This window comes from Streptomyces zhaozhouensis, from assembly GCF_900230195.1.
Classification (GTDB): Bacteria; Actinomycetota; Actinomycetes; order Streptomycetales; family Streptomycetaceae; genus Streptomyces; species Streptomyces zhaozhouensis.
The window spans coordinates 83,293-106,106 of the sequence record NZ_OCNE01000022.1; the positions used below are offsets into that span (position 1 = coordinate 83,293).

Genomic DNA, 22,814 nt, shown 5'->3' on the forward strand with positions numbered 1-22,814 from the left:
TCAGTCGGTCCCGGCGGTCCCGGCGGTCCCGGCGTCGGGGGCGGTTCCGGTGTCTCAGTCCGTCCCGGCGTCGGGGACGGCGTCGGCGTCGGTGCCTGCGTCGGTGCCTGCGTCGGCGTCGAAGTCCCCTTCGGCGAGCCAGGACTGGACGGCGTGCGCGGTGGTCTCCGAGTGGTCCTCCATGATCGTGAAGTGGTCGCCGGGGACGAAGGCGTCCTCGTGCGGGAAGGGCCAGGTGGGCTGCCAGTCGTCGGCGACCTCGACCGCCGCCGTCTCGCCGGGCGGGAAGGCGGCGTGCACGTAGAGCGTCCTGGCGTCGACCGGCTCCGGCTCCCAGTCGTCGAAGACCCGCAGATAGCCGCCCTGCGCGGTGAGCGTCACGCCGGTGATCAGGTCGAGCGCGTTGGTGGTGCGGGTGCGTTCGCGCATCGCCGTCTCCAGGCGGGACTCGAACGAGGTGGTCGCCGTGTAGGGGTCGAGCAGCACCACGCCGGCCGGGGGGCAGCCCTGCCGCTCCAGCTCGGCGGCGACCGCGTTGGTCAGCCAGCCGCCCGACGAGTAGCCGGCGAGCACGAAGGGCCGTCCCGCCGCCTGCCGCCGGGCCGCCTCCGCCTGGAAGGCGACGGCCAGCTCCCGGGTGGCGGGCAGCGGCTCGCCGGGCGCGAAGCCGGGGTGCGGCAGCACCGTCACCTCCCGCACGCCGGCGAAGACCGGCGCGAAGCGGGCGTAGTAGCTCCAGCCGGAGGGCGCCATCGGCGGGGGGAAGCAGAGCAACGGGATGCCGGGGCCGGTGGCCAGGGTGACGGGCGACGCGGCGACGCCCGCCTCGACGGTGTGGAAGAGCGGCCTGGCCAGCGCGGCGGCCTTCATCAGCTGCCAGCCCTCGTCCCACAGTCCGGCCCGGCAGGCCGCCCGGTACAGGCCGGCGACGGAGTCCTCCGCCTCGGCGGGGACGCCGGCGCCCGCCGACGCGCCCGCCGACTCCCGGGCCCCGGCGGCGAGTTCGCGGCGAAGGAAGCCGGCGAGCGCCGGGCCCGTCGGCTCGTCGAAGACGACGGTGGTGGGCAGGCGCAGCCCGGTGGCGCCGCCGAGCCGGTTGCGCAGCTCCACCGCCGTCAGGGAGTCCAGGCCGAGTTGGGTCAGCGGGCCGGTGACGTCCAGTTCCTCGGGCGTGTAGCCGAGGACGGCGGCCGCCTGGTCGCGGACGAGCCGCAGCAGTTCGCGCTGCTGCTCCTCGGCGTCCAGCCCGGCGAGCCGGCGGGTCAGCCCCTCCGCGTCGGCGGCGGACCGGGTGGCGCGCCGCCGCACCAGGCCGCGCAGCAGCGGCGGTACGGCGTCCGGCTGGCCGCGCAGCGCGGCGACGTCCAGCCGCATCGGGACGGTGACGGGGTCGCCGGCCTCGCGGCCCAGGTCGAAGAGGGCCAGCCCCTCGTCCTCGGTGAGGCCGACGACGCCGGAACGGGAGAGGCGGGCCACGTCGCCGTCCGTCATCTCGCCGGTCATCGCGCCGGCCGTCTGCCACAGGCCCCAGGCGAGGGAGGTGGCGGGCAGGCCGGCCGCGCGGCGGTGGTGGGCGAGGGCGTCGAGAAACGCGTTGGCCGCCGCGTAGTTGCCCTGCCCCGGGCCGCCGAGGATGCCGGCGGCGGAGGAGAAGAGCACGAACGCGGAGAGGTCGAGGTCGCGGGTGAGCCGGTGGAGATGCCAGGCGGCGTCCACCTTGGGGCGGAAGACGGTGTCGACGCGCTCCGGGGTGAGGGAGGTGAGGACGGCGTCGTCCAGCACGCCGGCCGAGTGCACCACGCCGGTCAGCGGGTGCGCGGCGGGCACGGCGGCGAGCAGCTCGGCGAGCGCGGCGGGGTCGGTGACGTCGGCGGCGGCGAGGGTGATCTCGCCCTCGGGGCCCGCGAGTTCGGTGAGTTCGGAGCGGAGTTCGTCGGCGCCGGGCGCGGCCGGGCCGCTGCGGCTGACCAGCAGCAGCCGCCGCACGCCGTGCCGGGTGACCAGGTGGCGGGCGACGAGCCGGCCGATCATGCCGGTGGCGCCGGTCACCAGGACCGTGCCGCCGGGGGCGAACTCGGGCGCCTGCTCGTCGGACGGCTCCTCCGCGGCGTGGGTGGGGCGGATGCGGGACAGCCTGGGCAGCAGCGGGTCGCCGGCGCGGAGCGCGGCCTGCGGCTCCCCGCCGGCCAGGAGCGCGGGCAGCGCCGCCCAGGAGGCGTCGTGTCCGTCGACGTCGATCAGCGTGAACCGGTCGGGGTTCTCCGACTGGGCGGCCCTGAGCAGCCCCCACACGGTGGCGGCGGCCGGCTCCGGCACGTCCTCGTCGGGGGCGGTGGCGACCGCCCGTTGGGTGACGAGGACGAGCCTGGCGTGCCGGAAGCGGTCCTCGGCCAGCCACTCCTGGGCCAGCGCCAGCGCGCGCAGCGCGACGGCGCGGGCGGCGGCCGGGGCGTCCGGGTCCGGGTCGGCGGCGCAGGGCACGAGGACCAGCTCCGGCACTTCTGCCGCGGCGAGCGTGCCCAGGTCGCGGTGGTCCACGACGGGCACGCCGGCCGCGGCGAGGCCCGCGCCGACCTTCAGGTCGTCGGGGCCGACCACCGCGCAACCTCCGGCGGGCGCGGGAGTGGCCGTGCCGGTCGGCACGGCCACCCACTCCAGCCGGAACAGTGAATCGCGGTGGCGCGCACCCCCCTGGTCCGCGGCGATCGGCCGCAGCGTGAGGGATGCCACCGACGCGAGGGGGTGCCCCTGGGCGTCGGTGAGTTCGAGGGAGACGGCGTCGTCGCCGGCCGGCGCGAGGCGCACCCGCGCCGCCGTGGCACCGGTCGCGTGCCAGCGCACGCCGCTCCAGGAGAAGGGCAGCAGGGGGCGGCCGGCGTCCTGGACCAGGCCGCCGAGCGCGCAGGCGTGCAGCGCGGCGTCCAGCAGCGCCGGGTGGACGCCGAACGCGGCGGCCTCGGCGCGCTGTTCCTCGTCGAGCTCCAGCTCGGCGAGGATCTCGCCGTCGCCGCGCCAGGCCGCCTTCAGGCCCTGAAAGGCCGGGCCGTACTCGAAGCCGGCCAGCGCCAGGCCGTCGTAGAGGCCGGCCAGGTCGACGGGTTCGGCGCCGGCCGGCGGCCAGTCGGCGCTTCCCGCCGGCTCCTCGGGCCCCGCGGCGGTGAGGGTGCCGGTGGCGTGCCGGGTCCAGGCGTCCTCGGCCAGCGCGTCGGCGGCCGGGTCGTCGGGGCGGGAGTCGACGGTCAGCGGGCGGTGTCCCGTGCCGTCGTCGGCGCCGAGGGACACCCGCAGCCGCACCCCGCCGCGTTCCGGCAGCACCAGCGGCGCGGCGAGGGTCAGCTCGGCCACCTCCGTCAGGCCCAGCCGGTCGCCGGCGGCCAGCGCCAGCTCGGCGAAGGCCGTGCCGGGCAGCAGCGTGACGCCGGAGACGGCGTGGTCGGCGAGCCACGGGTGGGTGTCGAGGCCGAGTCGGCCGACGCACACCAGCCCCTGCTCTTCGGCGAGTTCGACGGCGGCGCCGAGCAGCGGATGCGCGGCGCCGGCCAGGCCGAGGCCGCCGGCGGCCTCCTCGAAGCTCAGGCCGCGCGGCGCGTCCAGCCAGTAGCGGCGGCGCTGGAAGGGGTAGGTGGGCAGCTCGACGGGGCGCGGGTGGTGCGGCTCGGTCGCGGCCGTCCAGGAGACGGGCGTGCCGTGCGTGTGGACGGCGGCGACGGCCGCCAGCACCCGGCGCAGCGTGCCCTGGTCCCGCTGGAGTGAGCCGACGGCCAGCACGTCGACGCCGGCGTCCTCGGCGGTCTGGCCGATGCCGGGGACCATCACCGGGTGCGGGCCGCACTCGACGAAGACGGTGTGTCCGTCCCGCAGCAGCGCCCGGGTGGCGCGCTCGAACTCGACGGTGGAGCGCAGGTTGCGGAACCAGTAGTCGGCGTCCAGCGCGGTCCCCTCGATCGGCTCGCCGGTGACCGTCGAATACAGCGGGACGGCGGCCGGAACCGGGGTGACGCCGTCGAGCAGGCGCGCCAGTTCGTCCTGGATGGCCTCGACGTGGGGCGAGTGGGAGGCGTAGTCGACCGGAACGCGACGGGCCCTGATCTCCTGGGCCGCGCAGCGCTCCACCAGCTCGTCCAGCGCGTCCGCGTCACCGGCCACCACCACCGAACCGGGACCGTTCACCGCCGCGACCGAGACCCGGCCCTCCCACCGCTCGGCCAGCAACTCCCGCGCGCGCACCGCCGACAGCGCCAGCGACACCATGCCCCCCTGGCCGGAGAGCGCCAGGATCGCCCGACTCCGCAACGCCACCACCCGGGCCGCGTCCTCCAGGGACAACGCACCCGCCACACACGCCGCCGCGATCTCCCCCTGCGAATGCCCCACCACCGCATCCGGCTCCACACCGAACCCACGCCACACCGCCGCCAACGACACCATCACCGCGAACAACGCCGGCTGCACCACATCCACCCGCTCCAGCGAGGCCGCGCCGGGCTTCTGCCGCAGCACGTCCAGCAGCGACCAGTCGGTGAAGGGGGCGAGCGCCGCGTCGCACGCCTCGACGCTGCGGGCGAAGGCGGGTGACTCGGTGAGCAGCTCGGCGGCCATGGCGGGCCACTGGGAGCCCTGCCCGCCGAAGACGAAGACCGTGCCGCCGGCCGTGCCGGGCGGACCGGCGACGACGGTGGCCCGTTCGCCGGCGGCGGTGGCGATGCCGTGCCCGGTGGCCTCGCCGTACTCGGGGTCGGTGGCGGCGAGTTGGGCCAGTCCTTCGAGGAAGCCCGGCAGGTCCTCGGCGACGACCACCGCCCGGTGGTCGAAAAGGGTCCTGGTCGTGACCAGGGCGTGGGCGATGTCCGCGGGACGGTGGTCCGCGGGCCGGGCCAGCAGGAGGCGGTGGAGCCGCTCCGCCTGGCCGCGGACGGCCGCTGGCGTCCGGCCCGAGAGCGGCCAGGCGAGGGAGGCGGGGGGCACGGCCCCGGCCTCGGGGGCGGGGGGCTCCTCCGGGGCCTCGATGATCAGGTGGGCGTTGGTGCCGCTGACGCCGAACGAGGAGACGCCGGCCCGGCGGGGGCGCCCGGTCTCCGGCCACGGCATGGCCTCGGTGACCAGCGACACCGCACCCGCCGACCAGTCCACGTGCGGCGAGGGCTCGTCCACGTGCAGCGTCCGGGGGAGTTGGCCGTGCCGCATGGCCTGCACCATCTTGATGACGCCGCCGACGCCGGCCGCCGCCTGGGTGTGGCCGACGTTCGACTTCAACGAGCCGAGCCAGAGCGGGTGTCCGTCCTCGCGGCCCTGGCCGTAGGTGGCGAGCAGCGCCTGGGCCTCGATGGGGTCCCCGAGGGTGGTGCCGGTGCCGTGCGCCTCGACCGCGTCGACGTCGGCGGCGGTCAGGCCCGCGCTCGCCAACGCCTGGCGGATCACTCGCTGTTGGGAGGGGCCGTTGGGGGCCGTCAGGCCGTTGGAGGCGCCGTCCTGGTTGATCGCCGAGCCGCGGATGACGGCGAGCACCCGGTGCCCGTTGCGCCGTGCGTCGGAGAGCCGCTCCACCAGCAGCATCCCGACGCCCTCGCCCCAGCCGGTGCCGTCGGCGGCGGCGGCGAACGCCTTGCAGCGGCCGTCGGGGGCCAGGCCGCGCTGCCGGCTGAACTCGACGAAGGTCGCCGGGCTGGACATCACCGTCACGCCGCCGGCCAGCGCCAGCTCGCACTCGCCGGCGCGCAGCGCCTGGGCCGCCCAGTGCAGGGCGACCAGCGAGGAGGAGCAGGCGGTGTCCACGCTGACCGCCGGGCCCTCAAGCCCCAGGACGTAGGAGACCCGGCCGGAGGCGACGCTGCCGGAACTGCCCACCCCGATCTGCCCCTCGAAGCCGTCCGGGGCGCGGCCGAGCCGCGAGGCGTAGTCGTTGTACATCACGCCGGCGAACACCCCGGTCCGGCTGCCGCGCAGCGACCTGGGGTCGATGCCGGCGCGCTCCAGCGCCTCCCAGGAGGTCTCCAGCAGCAGCCGCTGCTGCGGGTCGACGGTGAGCGCCTCGCGCGGGGACATGCCGAAGAACGCCGGGTCGAAGTCGGCCGCGTCGTGCAGGAAGCCGCCGTGCCGGACGGTGCTGGTGCCGGTGTGTGCCGGGTCGGGGTCGTAGAGCGAGGCCACGTCCCAGCCCCGGTTGTCGGGGAAGTCGGAGATCGCGTCGCGGCCCTGCGCGACCAGCCCCCACAGCTCCTCGGGGGAGGCGACGCCGCCGGGGAAGCGGCAGGCCATGCCGACGATGGCGATCGGCTCGTCGTCGGCGGCGGTGCGCGCGGCCGTGGTCGACCGGGTCGCGGGGTCGGACGCGCGGTCGGGCGAGGCGTCGCCGAGGAGGGCGGTGCGGAGGTGGGTGGCGAGGACGAGCGGCGAGGGGTGGTCGAAGACCAGGGTCGCGGGCAGCCGCAGGCCGCTGGCGGCGTCCAGCCGGTTGCGCAGCTCGACGGCGGTCAGCGAGTCGAAGCCCAGCTCGGTGAAGGACCGTTCCGGCTCGACGGCGGCGGCCGAGTCGTGGCCGAGCACGGCGGCGACGGCGGTCCGCACCAGGTCGACCAGGGTCGGCAGGCGCTTCTCCGGCGGCAGCGCGGCCAGCCGGGCCGCCAGTCCGCCGGGCCGGTCACCGCCGTCCTCGGCGGGGGCGGCGGCGGTGGGCCGGGCCGGGCGGACCAGGGAACGCAGCAACGGGGGCACGGGGCCGGGGTGGGCGCGCAGCGGCGCCAGGTCGAGGCGCATGGGCAGGACGACGGGGTCGGTACCGAGGGCCGCCGCGTCGAAGAGCGCCAGTCCCTCCTCCGGCGCGAGACCGGCCGCGCCGGTCCCGGCCAGCCGGGCGCCCATCCCCTCCCCGCCGGCCCACAGGCCCCACGCCAGGGAGGTGGCGGGCAGCCCCGCGGCGCGGCGGTGGTGGGCCAGCGCGTCCAGATAGGCGTTGGCCGCCGCGTAGTTGGCCTGGCCCGCGTTGCCGAACGTCCCGGCCGCCGAGGAGAACACCACGAACGCCGACAGGTCCAGCGCCCGCGTCAACTCGTGCAGATGCAGGGCCGCCCGCACCTTGGGGCGGTAGACCGCCTCCACCTGGTCGCCCGACAGGGAGGTGAGGGTGGCGTCGTCCAGCACGCCGGCCACGTGGACGACCGCCGTCACCGGGTGCGCGGCCAGCAGTCCGGCCACCGCCTCCCGGTCGCCCAGATCGCAGGCCACGGCGGTCACTTCGGCACCGGCCGCCTCCAACTCCTCGCGCAACCCGTCGAACCGACCACGCCGGCTCGCCAACACCAGTTCGCGCACGCCGTGTTCGGCCACCAGACGGCGGGCCACGAGTCCGCCCAACATCCCGGAGGCGCCCGTCACCAGCACGGGGCCCGCGCCGAATCCGGCGCCCTCCACCGGCTCTGGCCGTGCCCGCACCAGCCGGGGTGCCCATATCTCGCCGCCGCGCAGGGCCAGTTGGGGCTCGCCCGTGGCGACGGCGCCGAGGTGCGCTTCGGGGGCGGAGTCGGGGTCCGCCTCGGGGTCGAGGTCGATCAGGGCGAAGCGGCCCGGGTGCTCGGTCAGCGCGGCGCGGACCAGGCCCCACAGCGGGGAGTTGGCCAGGTCCGGCACGTCGTCGCCGGGTGTGGCCGCGACCGCGCCCCTGGTCACCAGCACCAGCCGCGCGTCGGCCAGCCCGTCCTCGGCCAGCCAGCGCTGGAGCAGCGCCAGCGCCCAGCGGGTGGCCTCGCCCGGTTCCGCGGCCGGCGGGGCGGGCGCCAACACCACGTCGGGTGCCGGCCGTTCGGCGAGCCCGGCGATCAGCGCCGGCAGGTCGGGGTAGCGGGCCTCCGGATCGCCCCCGAGCCCCTCCCCCAGCACCGCGAGGCGCTGCCCGTCGCCGGGGACGCCGGGCCGCAGCCGGGTCCAGTCCACGCGGAAGAGCGCGTCCGAGCGGTCCCCGGCCAGCGCGTCCGTGGACAACGGCCGCAGGGCGAGGGCCTCGACGGTGGCGACGGGCGCGCCGGCGGCGTCGGTCAGGGCGAGGGCGACGCCGGACGGGCCGGCCGGCGACAGCCGGGCCCGCAGCGCGGGCGCGCCCGCGCGGTGCAGCCGCACCCCGCGCCAGGAGTAGGGCAGGTGCAGCCGTTCCGCGTCGGCGACGAAGTCGCCCAGGCCGACGGCGTGCAGCACCGCGTCGAGCAGCGCGGGGTGCAGCCCGAACGAGCCGGCGGCGTCCGCGTCGGGCGACTCCACCTCGGCGAGGACGTCCTCGCCGAGCCGCCAGGCGGCGCGCAGGCCGCGGAAGGCCGGCCCGTAGCCGAGGCCGGCGGCGGCCAGCGCGTCGTAGCGGCCGGTCAGGTCGAGCGGTTCGGCGCCGGCGGGCGGCCATGCGGCGCCGGCGGTCTCCGGGGCGGCCGGCGGTTCCGCGGCGAGGGTGCCGAAGGCGTGCCGGGTCCACGGGGCGTCGGCCGGCTCGTCCTCGGGCCTGGCGTGCACGGTGAGCGGGCGGCGGCCGGAGGCGTCCGGCGGGCCCACCGCGACCTGGAGCCGCACGGCGCCGTCCGTCGGGAGCACCAGCGGGGCCGCCAGCGTCAACTCCTCGACCCCTCCGAGGCCGACCTGGTCGCCGGCGCGCACGGCCAGCTCCAGCAGCGCGGTGCCCGGCACCAGCACCACGCCGCCCACCGTGTGGTCGGCCAGCCACGGGTGGGTGGCCGACGAGAGCCGGCCGGTGAGCAGCGCGCCCTCCTCGTCGGCCAGGGTGACGGCGGCGCCCAGCAGCGGGTGGTCGGCCGGCGAGAGGCCGGCCGACGTCACGTCGCCGGCGGGCGTGCCCGCGTCCAGCCAGTAGCGGGCGCGCTGGAACGGGTAGGTGGGCAGCTCGATCCGCTGGGCGTCGCGGCCGGCGAAGAACGCGGGCCAGTCGACGTCGACGCCCCTGGTGTGCAGGGCGGCCACGGCGGCGGTGAGGGTGGCGCCCTCCGGCCGGTCGGCGCGCGCGGCCGGCACCAGCAGCGCGTCCTGGTCGAGGCAGTCCCGGCCCATCGCGGTCAGCACCGCGTCCGGGCCCAGTTCCAGGAAGTGGCTGACGCCCCGCTCGCGCAGGCAGCGCACGCCGTCGAGGAAGCGCACCGCCCCGCGGGCGTGACGCACCCAGTGCTCGGGGTCGACGGCCTGCTCGGCCGTGAGCGGGGCACCGGTCAGGGTGGAGACCAGCGGGATCGCGGGGGTGACGTAGTCGACGGTGCGGGCGACGGCGCGGAACTCCCCCAGCACGGCGTCCACATGCGGGGAGTGGAAGGCATGGCTGACCCGCAGATAGCGGGTGCGCCCGCCGCGGGCGCGCCAGGCGGCGCCGACGGCGGCGACCGCGTCGGCGTCGCCCGCCACCACGGTGGACTCGGGGCCGTTGACCGCCGCCAGGTCCGCCGCGCCGCCGCCGTGCGCGTCGAGCAGGGCGCCGGCGGTCGCCTCGTCGGCGCGCAGCGAGAGCATCGCGCCGCCCTCGGGCAGCGCCCCCATCAGCCGGCCCCGGGCGGCGACCAGCCGTGCGGCGTCGGCGAGCGAGAAGACGCCGGCGACATGGGCGGCGGCCAGTTCGCCGACGGAGTGGCCGGCGAGGAGGCGGGGCGTGAGGCCCCAGGCCGTCACCAGGCGGTAGAGGGCCACCTCGAAGGCGAAGAGCGCGGGCTGGGTGTAGGTGGTGTGGTCGAGCAGCGCGGCGGCCTCGGTGCCCTCCTCGGTGCCGGGTTCGGCGAAGAGAAGGGCGCGCAGCGGCCGGTCCAGGTGCGGGTCGAGCGCGGCGCACGCCTCGTCCAGCGCTCGGGCGAACACCGGGAACTCCAGATACAGTTCGCGGCCCATGCCGAGCCGCTGGCTGCCCTGGCCGCTGAAGAGGAAGGCCAGCTTGCCCCGGCTGCCGACGGTGCCGCGCAGCAGGTTCGCCGCCTCGCCGCCGGCGGCCAACGCGGCGAGCCCGCGCCGCAGTTCGGCGTCGTCGGCACCGACGACGGCGGCCCGGTGCGGCAGTGCGGCGCGGCTGGTGGCGAGCGCGAGGCCGACGTCCGCGGTCCGGGGCTCGTCCCGCCCGTCCAGGTGGGCCAGCAGGTCGGCGGCGCGGGCGCGCAGCGCGGCCTGGTCGTTGCCGGAGAGCACCCACGGCACGGCGTCGGCCAGCACCGGGTCGACGGGCTCGGCGGGCTCGCCCCACTCCTCGTCCGGCTCCGGCGCGGGGGCCTGTTCGAGGATCACGTGCGCGTTGGTGCCGCTGATGCCGAACGAGGACACCGCGCCGCGCCGGGGCTGCCCGGTCTCCGGCCACGGCCTGGCCTCGGCCAGCAGTTCGACGGCCCCGGCCGACCAGTCGACATGGGTGGAGGGCTGGTCCAGGTGCAGGCTGCGGGGCAGTCGGCCGTGCCGCATGGCGAGGACCATCTTGATGACCCCGGCGACGCCGGCGGCGGCCTGGGTGTGGCCGATGTTGGACTTCACGGAGCCGAGCCACAGCGGGTTCCCCACGCGCCGGCCCTGGCCGTAGGTGGCGAGCAGCGCCTGCGCCTCGATCGGGTCGCCCAGCGTGGTGCCGGTGCCGTGCGCCTCCACCGCGTCCACGTCCGCCGTGGTCAGGCCCGCGCTCTCCAACGCCTGCCGGATGACGCTCTGTTGGGAGGGGCCGTTGGGGGCCGTCAGGCCGTTGGAGGCGCCGTCCTGGTTGACGGCCGAGCCGCGCACGACGGCGAGCACGGGGTGGCCCCTGCGGCGCGCGTCGGAGAGCCGTTCCAGCAACAGCATTCCGGCGCCCTCGCCCCAGCCGGTGCCGTCCGCGCTGTCCGCGAACGACTTGCAGCGCCCGTCGGCGGCCAGCCCCCGTTGTCTGCTGAAGCCGACGAAGGTGTCGGGCGTGGCCATCACGGTGACGCCGCCGGCCAGCGCCAGCGAGCACTCCCCCGAGCGCAGCGCCTGTGCCGCCAGATGGAGCGTCACCAGCGAGGAGGAGCAGGCCGTGTCGACGGTGACCGCGGGCCCCTCGAGACCGAAGGTGTAGGAGACCCGGCCGGAGGCGACGCTGCCGAAGCTGCCGGTGCCGAGGAAGCCCGCCACCTCCTCCGGCACCGACCGCAGCCGCGAGGTGTAGTCGTGGTACATCACCCCCGCGAACACCCCGGTCCGGCTGCCGCGCAGCGTCGAGACGTCGAGCCCGGCGCGTTCGAACGCCTCCCAGGAGGTCTCCAGCAGCAGCCGCTGCTGCGGGTCCATCGCCAGCGCCTCACGCGGCGAGATGCCGAAGAGCCCGGGGTCGAACTCGGCGGCGTCGTGCAGAAACCCGCCCTCGGCGCGGAAGACCCGGTCCCGGTCCTCCGGGTCGACCAGCTCGACCTCGCCCCAGCCCCGGTCGGTGGGGAACGCGGTCACCCCGTCCCGGCCCTCGGCGACCAGCTCCCACAGCTCCTCGGGTGAGGCGACGCCGCCGGGGTAGCGGCAGCTCATCCCGATGATGGCGACCGGCTCCTGCTCCCCCTCCTCGACCTGGCGCAGCCGCTGACGGGTCTCGCGCAGGTCGGCGGTGACCCGCTTCAGGAAGTACCGGAGCTTGTCCTCGTTGTCCATGCCGTCTCAACTCCAGGAGAACATCGTGCGAGTGGGGGTGGCGGGGCGCGGCGTCGGTGCCGGGCGTCGGGGTGGGCGAGGCCGGGTCAGGAGATGCCGAACTCCTTGCCGAGCAGGTCGAACATCTCGTCGTCCGTGGCGTCGTCGAGGTCGTCCGGCGCCCCCTCGGCGGCGCCGGCCCGGCTCTCCCGCCAGGTGGCGAGCAGCGCCGCCAGCCGCTCGCCGACCCGGTCGTCCGTGTCGTCGCCCGGCCGGATCGAGGCCAGGCCGGCCTCGATCCGGCCCAACTCGGCGAGCAGCGGTGCCACTCCGTCGGCCACCCCGACGGCCGGCTCGTCCACGGCGAGCCCGTCGGCGATCCGCTCCACCAGGTCCAGCGGCGTCGGGTGGTCGAAGACCAGGGTGGCCGGCAGCCGCAGTCCGGTCGCGGTGTTGAGCCGGTTGCGCAGCTCGACGGCGGTCAGCGAGTCGAAGCCCAGCTCGGTGAAGGCCCGCCGCTCGTCCACCGCCTCCGGTCCCGGCAGCGCCAGCACGGCCGCGACCCGCGCGCACACCAGGTCCAGCAGGGCGGAGGTCCGTTCGGCCGGCGGCAGGGCGGCCAGCCGCTCCCGCAGCGCGGCGGCCGGGTCGGTCCCGGTCTCCACGGCCCGGCGGGTCGCGGTCCGCACCAGGCCGCTGAGAAGCGGTGGCACAGAGGGGAGTCGCCGTGCCCCGCGCAGGTCGAGGCGCATGGGCAGGACGACGGGGTCGGTGCCGAGGGCCGCCGCGTCGAAGAGCGCCAGCCCCTCTTCCGCCTCAAGACCGACCGCACCCGTCCGCGCGAGCCCGGCACCCATCCCGTCCTCACCCGCCCACAGGCCCCACGCCAGCGAAGTCGCCGGCAACCCCACAGCCCTGCGGTGCTGAGCCAACGCGTCCAGATACGCGTTCGCCGCCGCGTAGTTGCCCTGCCCCGCGTTGCCGAACGTCCCCGCCGCCGACGAGAACAGCACGAACGCCGACAGCTCCAGGCCGCGCGTCGACTCATGCAGATTCCACGCGGCGTCCACCTTCGGCCGGAAGACCGTGTCGATCCGCTCGGCCGTCAGCGACGGGATGGTGGCGTCGTCCAGCACGCCGGCCACGTGGACGACCGCCGTCACCGGGTGCGCGGCCAGCAGTCCGGCCACCGCCTCCCGGTCTCCGACGTCGCACGCCACGGCGGTCACCTCGGCACCGGCCACCTCCAACTCCTCCCGCAGAGCACCGAACTCACCACGCCGACTCGCCAACACCAGTTCGCGCACGCCGTGTTCGGCCACCAGACGACGCGCCACCAGCCCGCCCAGCACCCCGGAGGCGCCCGTCACCAGCACCGGGCCCGCACCGAATCCGGCGCCCTCCACCGGCTCGGGCCGCACCCGCGCCAGCCGGGGCACCCACACCTCGCCGCCGCGCACCGCCAGCTCGGGTTCGGCGCTGGCCACGGCCGGTTTCCAGCCGTCCTCGCCGTCCACGTCCAGCAGCACCAGCCGGTCCGGGTTCTCCGAGCGGGCCGACCGCGCCAGGCCCCACACGGCGGCGCCCGCCAGGTCGGGCACGTCCTCGCCCGGCTCGACGGCGACCGCGCCCCGGGTCACCAGCACCAGGCGGGATGCCGCACACCGCTCGTCGGCCAGCCACCCGCGCAGCAACTCCAGTAGGTGCAGGACGCGTTCACGGGCGGCAGCGGCGTCGTGGTCACCGACGCAGCGGACCACCACCCGCTCCGGCAGCGACTCCCCCGCCTCCAGCGCGGCCCGGATCGCCGCCCAGTCGGCGAACTCCGCCACCGAGCCAGGACCGCCGGCCGACGCCACGGTCGGGGGCGGCGTCGGGGCCGGCACCCAGTCCACCCGGAACAGCGACTCCGAGCGCCGGGCCGCGCCCAGCGCCTCCGGCGCCACCGGGCGCAGCACCAGCGCGTCCACGTCGGCCACCGGGGTGCCCGCGCCGTCCGTGACGGACAGCGACACCCCGCCCGCCTCCGTCGGGGCGAGCCGCACCCGCAGCGCGGTGGCGCCGGCCGCGTGCAGCCGCACCCCGGACCAGGAGAACGGCAGTCCCTGGGCGGCGCCGGCGGTCAGTCCGACGGCGTGCAGCGCCGCGTCCAGCAGCGCCGGGTGCAGCCCGAAGCCGCCGACCTCCACGTCCTCGTCCAGCGCCACCTCGGCGAACACCTCGTCGCCGCGCCGCCAGGCGGCCCGCAGGCCCTGGAAGAGCGGCCCGTAGCGGAAACCGCCGTCGGCCATCTCATCGTAGAGACCGGCCAGTTCGACGGGCTCCGCGCCGGCCGGCGGCCAGGCGCCCGGCCCGGCGGGAGCGGGGGCGGCGCCACCGGCGGCCAGCAGACCGCTGGCGTGCCGGACCCAGGTCGGGTCGCCGTCCTCCTCCCTGGCGTGCACGGCGAGCGGGCGACGCCCCGCCCCGTCCGGCGCGCCCACCCGCAGCTGCACCTGAACGGCGCCCCGCGCGGGCAGCACCAGGGGCGACTCCAGCGTCAGCTCCTCGACCGCGTCGAGCCCCACCTGGTCGCCGGCCCGCACCGCCAGCTCGACGAACGCCGTGCCGGGCAGCAGCGCCGCGCCCATGATCTCGTGCCCGGCCAGCCACGGATGTGTCCGCAGCGACAGCCGGCCGGTGAACAGAACGGTGTCCTCGTCGGCCAGGGTGACGGCGGCGCCCAACAGCGCGTGGTCGGCCGACCCCAGCCCCAGCCCGCTCGCGTCGGAGGCGGGCCCGGCCGCCGTGTCGGGCCAGAACCGCTGGTACTGGAAGGCGTAGGTCGGCAGTTCCACGCCCGGACCGCCGGGCGTGTGATAGGCCGCCCAGTCCACCGGCACCCCCCGCACATGCAGCTCGGCGAGCGCGGTCCGCAGCGCGCCGTCCTCCGGCCGGTCGGCGCGCAGGGTCGGAACGAACGCGGCGTCGGGCGCGGTCTCCTGGCCGAGCGCGGAGAGCGTTCCGCCGGGCCCGATCTCGACCAGCACGTCCGCGTCCAGCTGGGCGACGGCGTCGCCGAAGCGCACCGCCTCGCGGACGTGCCGCACCCAGTACCCGGGGTCGGTCAGCTCCTCCGCGCCGGCCGGGCGGCCGGTGAGGGTCGAGACGATCGGCAGGGTGGGCGTCCGGTAGGTGACCTCGGAAAGCACCCGGCGGAAGTCGTCCAGCATCGGGTCCATCAGCGGCGAGTGGAACGCGTGGCTGACCCGCAGCCGCGTCACCTTCCGCCCCTCGCCACGCCAGTGCCCCGCGACCGCCTCCACATCCCGCTCGGCGCCCGAAACCACCACCGACGACGGCCCGTTGACCGCCGCGATACCGACGTTCCCGCTCAGCGTCGGCAACACCTCCGCCTCGGTCGCCCGGATCGCGACCATCGCCCCACCGCTCGGCAGCGCCTGCATCAGCCCGGCGCGCGCCGCCACCACCTTCGCCGCGTCGGACAGGGACCACACTCCCGCGACATGCGCGGCGGCCAACTCACCGATCGAGTGCCCGGCCAGCACGTCGGCGCGCACCCCGAACGATGCGAGGAGCCGGAAGAGAGCGACCTCGACGGCGAAGAGCGCCGGCTGGGTGAACCCGGTCTCGTTCAGCGCTTCCTCCTCCGCGCCGAACAGCGTCTCGGCGACCGCCGGGTCGAACTCCGCCAACGCCTCGTCCAACGCGGTCTCGAACACCGGGAAGACGGCGGCCAGTTCGCGGCCCATGCCGAGCCGCTGCGAGCCCTGCCCCGAGAAGAGGAAGCCGACGCGGTGCTCGGCGGCGACGCCGCGCACCACCGCGCCGTCCCCGAGCCGCCCCTCGGCGGCGTCGGTGAGCCCGGCGACCAGATCGGTCAGGTCCCGGCCGACGACGGCCAGCCGGTGCTCGAACCCGGCCCTGGATGTCGCCAACGCGCGCGCCACGGCGGCCGGTTCGAGGTCGGGGTGGGCCGCGAGGTGGTCCCGGAGCCGCAGCGCCTGGTCAGTGAGCGCGCCCTCGGTGCGGCCTGAGACCAGCCAGGGCCCGAGCGGCGCGGGCGTCTTGGCGGGCGGCGCCGGGTCGGGCTCGGCGGGCGCCTCGATGATCACATGCGCGTTGGTGCCGCTGAACCCGAAGGACGAGACGCCCGCCCGCCGGGGCCGGTCGGCCTCCGGCCAGGGCCTGGCCTCGGTCAGCAGCTCCACCTCGCCCGCCGACCAGTCGATGTGCGGCGAGGGCTCGTCCACGTGCAGCGTCTTCGGCAGCAGCCCGTGCCGCAGCGCCATCACCATCTTGATCACCCCGCCCACGCCGGCGGCGGCCTGGGTGTGGCCGATGTTCGACTTCAACGAGCCCAGCCACAACGGCTCGTCGCCGGAACGCCGCCGCCCGTAGGTGGCGAGCAGCGCCTGCGCCTCGATCGGGTCGCCCAGCGTGGTGCCGGTGCCATGTGCCTCCACCGCGTCCACATCCGCCGTGGTCAGGCCCGCGGCCTCCAACGCCTGCCGGATCACCCGCTGTTGGGAAGGACCGTTCGGCGCCGTCAACCCGTTCGACGCACCGTCCTGGTTGACCGCGGAGCCCTTCACCACGGCCAGCACCCGGTGCCCGTTCCGCCGCGCGTCGGAGAGCCGCTCCAGCACCAGCATCCCCACGCCCTCGCCCCACCCGGTGCCGTTGGCGTCGGCGGAGAACGAGCGGCAGCGGCCGTCGGGCGAGAGGCCCTGCTGCCGGCTGAAGTCGACGAACGCGCCGGGCGTCGACATCACCGTCACCCCGCCGGCCAGCGCCAGCTCGCACTCACCCGAACGCAGCGCCCGCGCCGCCAGGTGCAGCGCCACCAGCGACGAGGAGCAGGCCGTGTCCACGGTCATGGCGGGCCCCTCAAGCCCGAAGGTGTAGGAGACCCGGCCGGAGGCGACGCTGCCCGCGTTGCCCGTGCCGAGGTAGCCCTCGACGCTCTTCGGCACGCCGTGCAGTTGCGAGGCGTAGTCGTGGTACATCACGCCGGCGAAGACCCCGGTCGCGCTGCCGCGCACCGCGTGCGGGTCAATGCCGGCCCGTTCGAACGCCTCCCAGGAGGTCTCCAGCAGCAGCCGGTGCTGCGGGTCCATCGCCAGCGCCTCACGCGGCGAGATCCCGAAGAACGCCGGGTCGAACCGGTCGGCGTCGTGCAGGAAGCCGCCCTCGCGGGTGTAGGAGCTGCCGACGCGCTCGCCCGACGGGTCGTAGAGCGCGTCCAGGTCCCAGCCGCGCTCGGTCGGGAAGGGCGTCACCCCCTCCGCGCCGTCCGCGACCAGCCGCCACAGGTCCTCGGGGGAACGGACCCCGCCCGGGTAGCGGCAGGCCATCCCGACGATGGCGATCGGCTCGTCCGCCGTGGCCGCCGCCACGGGCGCCGCCACGGCAGCGGCGGGCGCCGCGCCCGCGAACTCGCCGTCGACGAAGCCGGCCAGCGCGGCGGGCGTCGGGTAGTCGAAGACCAGGGTGGCCGGCAGCCGCAGCCCGGTCACCGCGTTGAGCCGGTTGCGCAGGTCGACGGCGGTCAGCGAGTCGAAGCCCAGCTCGGTGAACGCCTGGCCGGCCGGCACCGCCTCCGGCCCGGCGTGCCCGAGCACCGAGGCGACCTGGGTACGCACCAGTTCCAGCAGCGCCTTGGCCCGTTCCGCCTCGGTCAGCGGCGCCAGCCGGTCCCGGAGCACGCCGGCCGGATCGGCCCCGCCGCCCGCCGCGCGGCGGTCCTTCGTCCGCACCAGACCGCTGAACACCGCAGGCACCACGGGCAGTTGCCGCACCGCCCGCAGGTCGAGCCGCATCGGCAGCAGCACCGGGTCGCCGGCGGCGGTGGCCGCGGTGGCCAGGTCGAAGAGCCGCACGCCCTCCTCCCCGGAGAGGCCGTGCTCGGCGGCGTTCGCCACCGCGGCCCCCATGCCGTCCGCCCACAGCCCCCAGGCCAGTGACGTGGCGGGCAGTCCCGCGGCCCGACGGTGGGCCGCCAGTCCGTCCAGGAACGCGTTGGCCGCCGCGTAGTTGCCCTGCCCCGGCGCGCCCAGTGTGCCCGCCACCGAGGAGAACAGGACGAAGGCCGACAGGTCCAGGTCACGGGTCAGCTCGTGCAGATGCCACGCCGCGTCCGCCTTCGGCCGGAACACCGCGTCGAACTGCTCCTCCGTCAGCGAGCCGACGGTGCCGTCCGCCAACACCCCGGCCGTGTGCACCACCGCCGTCACCGAATGCTCGGCCAGCAACGCGGCCAGCGCCTGACGGTCCGACACGTCGCAGGCGAGGGAGACCACCTCGGCGCCGGCGGCCGTCAACTCGTCGTGCAGGTCGCCGACCCGGCCGCGCCGGCTGGCCAGGACCAGCCCCCGAACGCCGTGTTCGGCGACCAGATGGCGGGCGACCAGGCCGCCCAACGCGCCCGAGGCGCCCGTCACCAGCACCACGCTCTCCGGGCCGAACGCCGGCGCGGGCCCGGTCTCGGGCCGCACCCGCGCCAGCCGGGCCACGAACGTCCGCCCGTCCCGCACCGCCAACTGCGGCTCGCCTGCTGCCAGCGCGGAGCGCCAGGGGCCGTCCCCGCCCTCGCCGTCGCGGTCCACCAGCACGAACCGGTCCGGGTGCTCCACCTGCGCGGTGCGCACCAGTCCCCACACCGCCGCCAACGCCAGGTCCCGCACGTCGCCGTCGGCACCGACCGCGACCGCGCCCCGGGTCACCAACACCAGCCGGGACGCCGCACACCGCTCGTCGGCCAGCCAGCCGCGCAGCAACTCCAGCGCTTCCAGGACCCGTTGACGCACCGGCGCCGCGCCGGGCGACTCGGGGAGCCGGACCACCACCCGCTCCGGCAGCTCGTCGCCCGCGTCCAGCGCGGCGCGGATCGCCGCCCAGTCGGCGAACTCCGCCACCTGGCCCGCGTCGTCCGCCGTCACCGACGCCGGCACCCAGTCCAGCCGGAACAGCGACTCCCAGCCCTGTCGCGCCACGGCCCCCGACACCGGCCGCAGCACCAGCGACTCGACGTCGGCCACGGGGGCGCCCGCCCCGTCCGCGACCGCGAGCGCCACCCGGTCAGGCCCCGCCAGCGTCAGCCGCACCCGCAGCACGGTCGCGCCGGCGGCGTGCAGCCGCACCCCGGCCCAGGAGAACGGCAGGCCGCCCGGGGCGTCCGCCTCCCCCACCAGGCCCACCGCGTGCAGCGCCGCGTCCAGCAGCGCCGGGTGCAGCCCGAAGCCGCCGACCTCCACATCCTCGTCCAGCGCCACCTCGGCGAACACCTGGTCGCCGCGCCGCCAGGCGGCCCGCAGGCCCTGGAACACCGGCCCGTAGCCGAAGCCGGCGTCCGCCATCCGGTCGTAGACCCCGGCCAGTTCGACCGGCTCCGCCCCGGCCGGCGGCCAGGCCGCCGGCTCCCCGGTGACGGGCGCCGTCCCGGCCGCCAGGGTGCCGGCGGCGTGCCGCGTCCAGGGGTCCGCCTCGTCCTCGCGGGCGTGCACCGTGACCTGCCGCCGGCCGGAGGCGTCCGGCTCACCGACCCGCAACTGCACCCGCACGCCGCCCCGCTCGGGCACCACCAGCGGCGCCTCCAGGGTCAGCTCCTCCACCAGGTCGCAGCCGACCTGGTCGCCGGCCCGCACCGCCAGGTCCAGCAGCGCGGTGCCGGGCAGCAGCACCGACCCCTGGATCACGTGATCGGCCAGCCAGGGGTGGGACTCCACCGACAGCCGCCCGGTGAGGAGCAGCCCCTCCCCGTCGGCCGGCTCCACCAGCGCGCCCAGCAGCGGATGCCCGGCCGCGCCGAGCCCCGCCGCGTCCAGGTCGCCCGCGCCCACGCCGGTGTCCAGCCAGTAGCGGCGGTGCTGGAAGGCGTAGGTGGGCAGGTCGACACGGCGGGCGCGGGCCACGACGCTGGTGAAGAACGCCGGCCAGTCGAGGTGGACGCCCCTGGTGTGGGCCTGGGCGAGGGCGGCGAGCAGCGCCGTCTCCTCGTCGCGGTCGGCGCGCAGGGCGGGTACGAACGCGGCGTCCGGCGCGGTCTCCTGGCCGAGCGCGGTGAGCGCCCCGCCTGGACCGATCTCGACGAAGGTGACCACCCCCTCCTCCGCCAGCAGGCCGACGGCGTCGGCGAACCGGACCGCCTCGCGGACGTGCCGCACCCAGTACTCCGGGTCGGCCAGCTCCTCGGGAGTGGCGGGACGCCCGGTGAGGGTGGAGACGATCGGAACGGTGGGCACCCCGTAGCTGACCTCGGAAAGCACCCGGCGGAAGTCGACCAGCATCGGGTCCATCAACGGCGAGTGGAACGCGTGGCTGACCCGCAGCCGCGTCACCTTCCGCCCCTCGGCCTTCCAGTGCTCCGCGACCGCCTCGACCTCGCCCTCGGCGCCAGAAACCACCACGGACGACGGCCCGTTGACCGCCGCGATACCCACCTCCCCGGTCAGCGTCGGCAACACCTCCGCCTCGGTCGCCCGGATCGCCACCATCGCCCCACCGCTCGGCAACGCCTGCATCAACCCGGCACGCGCCGCGACCACCCGCGCCGCGTCCGACAACGACCAGAGACCGGCCACATGCGCCGCCGCCAACTCACCGATCGAATGCCCGGCAAGGACCTCGGGACGGACGCCCCAGGACTCAACGAGCCGGAACAAGGCCACCTCGACCGCGAACAACGCCGGCTGGGTGAACCCGGTCTGATGCAGGGCCGCTTCGTCCTCGCCGAAGAGCGTCGCGCGGACAGCCGAGTCGAAGTGCCCCAACGTCTCGTTGAGGGCCCGCGCGAACACCGGGTAGCGGGCCGCGAGTTCGCGCCCCATGCCGAGCCGCTGCGAACCCTGGCCCGAGAACAGGAACGCGAGTCCGCCGGTGGCGACGGTGCCGCTGAAGACGCCCGTCGAGGGTCGGCCCTCGGCGAGCGCCGCCAGGCCGTCCACCAGCGCCGCCCGGTCCTCGCCGAGCACGACCGCCCGGTGGTCGAACGGCGCCCGCGAGGTGGCCAGCGAGAACGCGACATCCGCGGGAGCCAGCTCCGGGTGGCCGATGAGATGATCGCGCAGTCGGGCCGCCTGGCCGCGTAGCGCCTCCGCACCACGGGCGGACACCACCCAGGGCACCGGGCCACCGGCCCTCGCCGGGGTGTACGCCGGCTCCACCACCTGCTCGATGATGGTGTGCGCGTTGGTGCCGCTGATGCCGAACGAGGACACCGCGGCACGGCGCGGGCGGCCGGTCTCCGGCCAGGGCCGGGCCTCCGACAGCAGCTCCACCTCACCCGCGGACCAGTCCACGTTGCTGGAGGGCTCCCCGACGTGCAGCGTGGGGGGCAACTGGCCATGGCGCATGGCCATCACCATCTTGATGATCCCGGCGACACCCGCGGCGGCCTGCGTGTGGCCGATGTTGGACTTGATGGAGCCCAGCCACAGCGGCTCGTCCCCCGCCCGGTCCTGCCCGTAGGTGGCCAGCAGCGCCTGCGCCTCGATCGGGTCACCGAGCGTGGTGCCGGTGCCGTGCGCCTCCACCGCGTCAACGTCCGCCGCGCTCAGCCCGGCGGAGCCCAACGCCTGCCGGATGACGCGCTGTTGGGAGGGTCCGTTGGGCGCGGTCAGTCCGTTGGAAGCGCCGTCCTGGTTGACGGCCGAGCCCCGGAGGACGGCCAGCACCGGGTGGCCGTTGCGGCGTGCGTCGGAGAGCCGCTCGACCAGCAGCATCCCCACGCCCTCGCCCCAGCCGGTGCCGTCCGCGTCGTCGGAGAACGACTTGCAGCGCCCGTCCGACGCCAACCCGCGCTGCCGACTGAAGTCGACAAAGGTGCTCGGCGTGGCCATCACGGTGACGCCGCCGGCCAGCGCCATCCGGCACTCGCCCTGGCGGAGCGCCTGGGCCGCCCAGTGCAGCGCGACCAGCGAGGAGGAGCAGGCGGTGTCGACCGTGACCGCCGGGCCCTCAAGCCCCAGCGCGTACGCCACCCGGCCGGACGCCACGCTGCCGGACCCGCCGGTCCCGAGGTAGCCCTCGACGTCCTCGGAGACGGAACGCAGCCTGGCGACATAGTCGTGGTACATCACGCCCGCGAAGACCCCGACCGCGCTGCCGCGCACCGCGTGCGGATCGATGCCGGCCCGTTCGAACGCCTCCCACGACGCCTCAAGCAGCAGCCGCTGCTGCGGGTCCATCGCCAACGCCTCACGCGGCGAGATCCCGAAGAACGCCGGATCGAACTGGTCCGCGTCATGCAGGAACCCGCCGGAGCGGGTGTAGGAACTGCCGGTGTGCTCCGGGTCGGGGTGGTAGAGCGCGTCGAGGTCCCACCCCCGGTTGGTGGGGAACTCGCTGATGGCATCCGTGCCCTCCAGCACCAGCCGCCACAGCGCCTCCGGAGAGTCCACCCCGCCCGGATAGCGGCACGCCATCCCGACGATCGCGATCGGCTCGTCCGTCGCCGTCGCCGCCACGGTCGCACGCGCCGGCTCGACGACGGCGGGAGCACCGGCGAGTTCGGAGCCGATGAAGCCGGCGAGCGCGGCGGGCGTCGGGTAGTCGAAGACCAGGGTGGCGGGCAGCCGCAACTCGGTCGCGGCGTTCAGATGGTTGCGCAGCTCGACCGAGCTCAGCGAGTCGAAGCCCAGTTCCCTGAATGCTCGATCCGGCGCGACGGCGTGCGCGGAACTGTGGCCCAGCACCGTCGCGGCATGGGTACGCACCAGCTCCACCAGCGCCTTCTCCCGCTCCGCCTCGGGCAACCCCGCGAGCGACTGGGCCAGCGCCGACCCCTCGGCGGTGGAGCCGGCGGCTGCCGCCGTCCGACGGGCCGGGGCCCGCACCAGACCACGCAGCAACGGCGGCACCGGCCCGGTGCGCGCCTGACGGCGCAAGGTCGGCAGGTCCAGCGGTACCGGCGCCAGCAGCGCCCGGTCCGTGGTGGCCGCCGCGTCGAAGAGCGCCAGCCCCCGGTCCGGAACGATGGGCACCAACCCACCACCCGTGATCCGACGGGTGTCCCCCGCGTCCAGACCACCGGCCATACCACCCTCAGCCGCCCACAACCCCCACGCCAACGACACCCCGGGCAGACCGACCGACTGCCGGTACTGAGCCAACGCATCCAGGAACGCGTTGGCCGCCGCATAGTTCCCCTGCCCCGGACCACCCAACACACCAGCCACCGACGAGAACAACACAAACGCCGAAAGGCCATGCTCACGGGTCAACTCATGCAGATG

The 22,814-nt window shown here is 76.3% G+C and carries 2 protein-coding genes; both read right to left on the bottom strand.

The genetic code is table 11. The annotated features are described in order from the left end of the window. Positions 1 to 54 precede the first annotated feature (54 nt). Positions 55 to 11,601: a type I polyketide synthase gene (locus CRP51_RS24410; protein WP_097233491.1), complete on the bottom strand. Its 11,547-nt coding sequence runs from the start codon at positions 11,599 to 11,601 to the stop codon at positions 55 to 57. An 86-nt stretch (positions 11,602 to 11,687) separates the two neighbouring features. Next, on the bottom strand, positions 11,688 to 22,814 hold an 11,127-nt coding region (locus tag CRP51_RS24415), incomplete at its 5' end, for a type I polyketide synthase (RefSeq protein ID WP_141514658.1).

Excerpts from the sequence above, each read along its gene's own strand:
- CRP51_RS24410 (WP_097233491.1), bottom strand. The coding sequence starts at position 11,601 with ATGGACAACGAGGACAAGCTCCGGTACTTCCTGAAGCGGGTCACCGCC.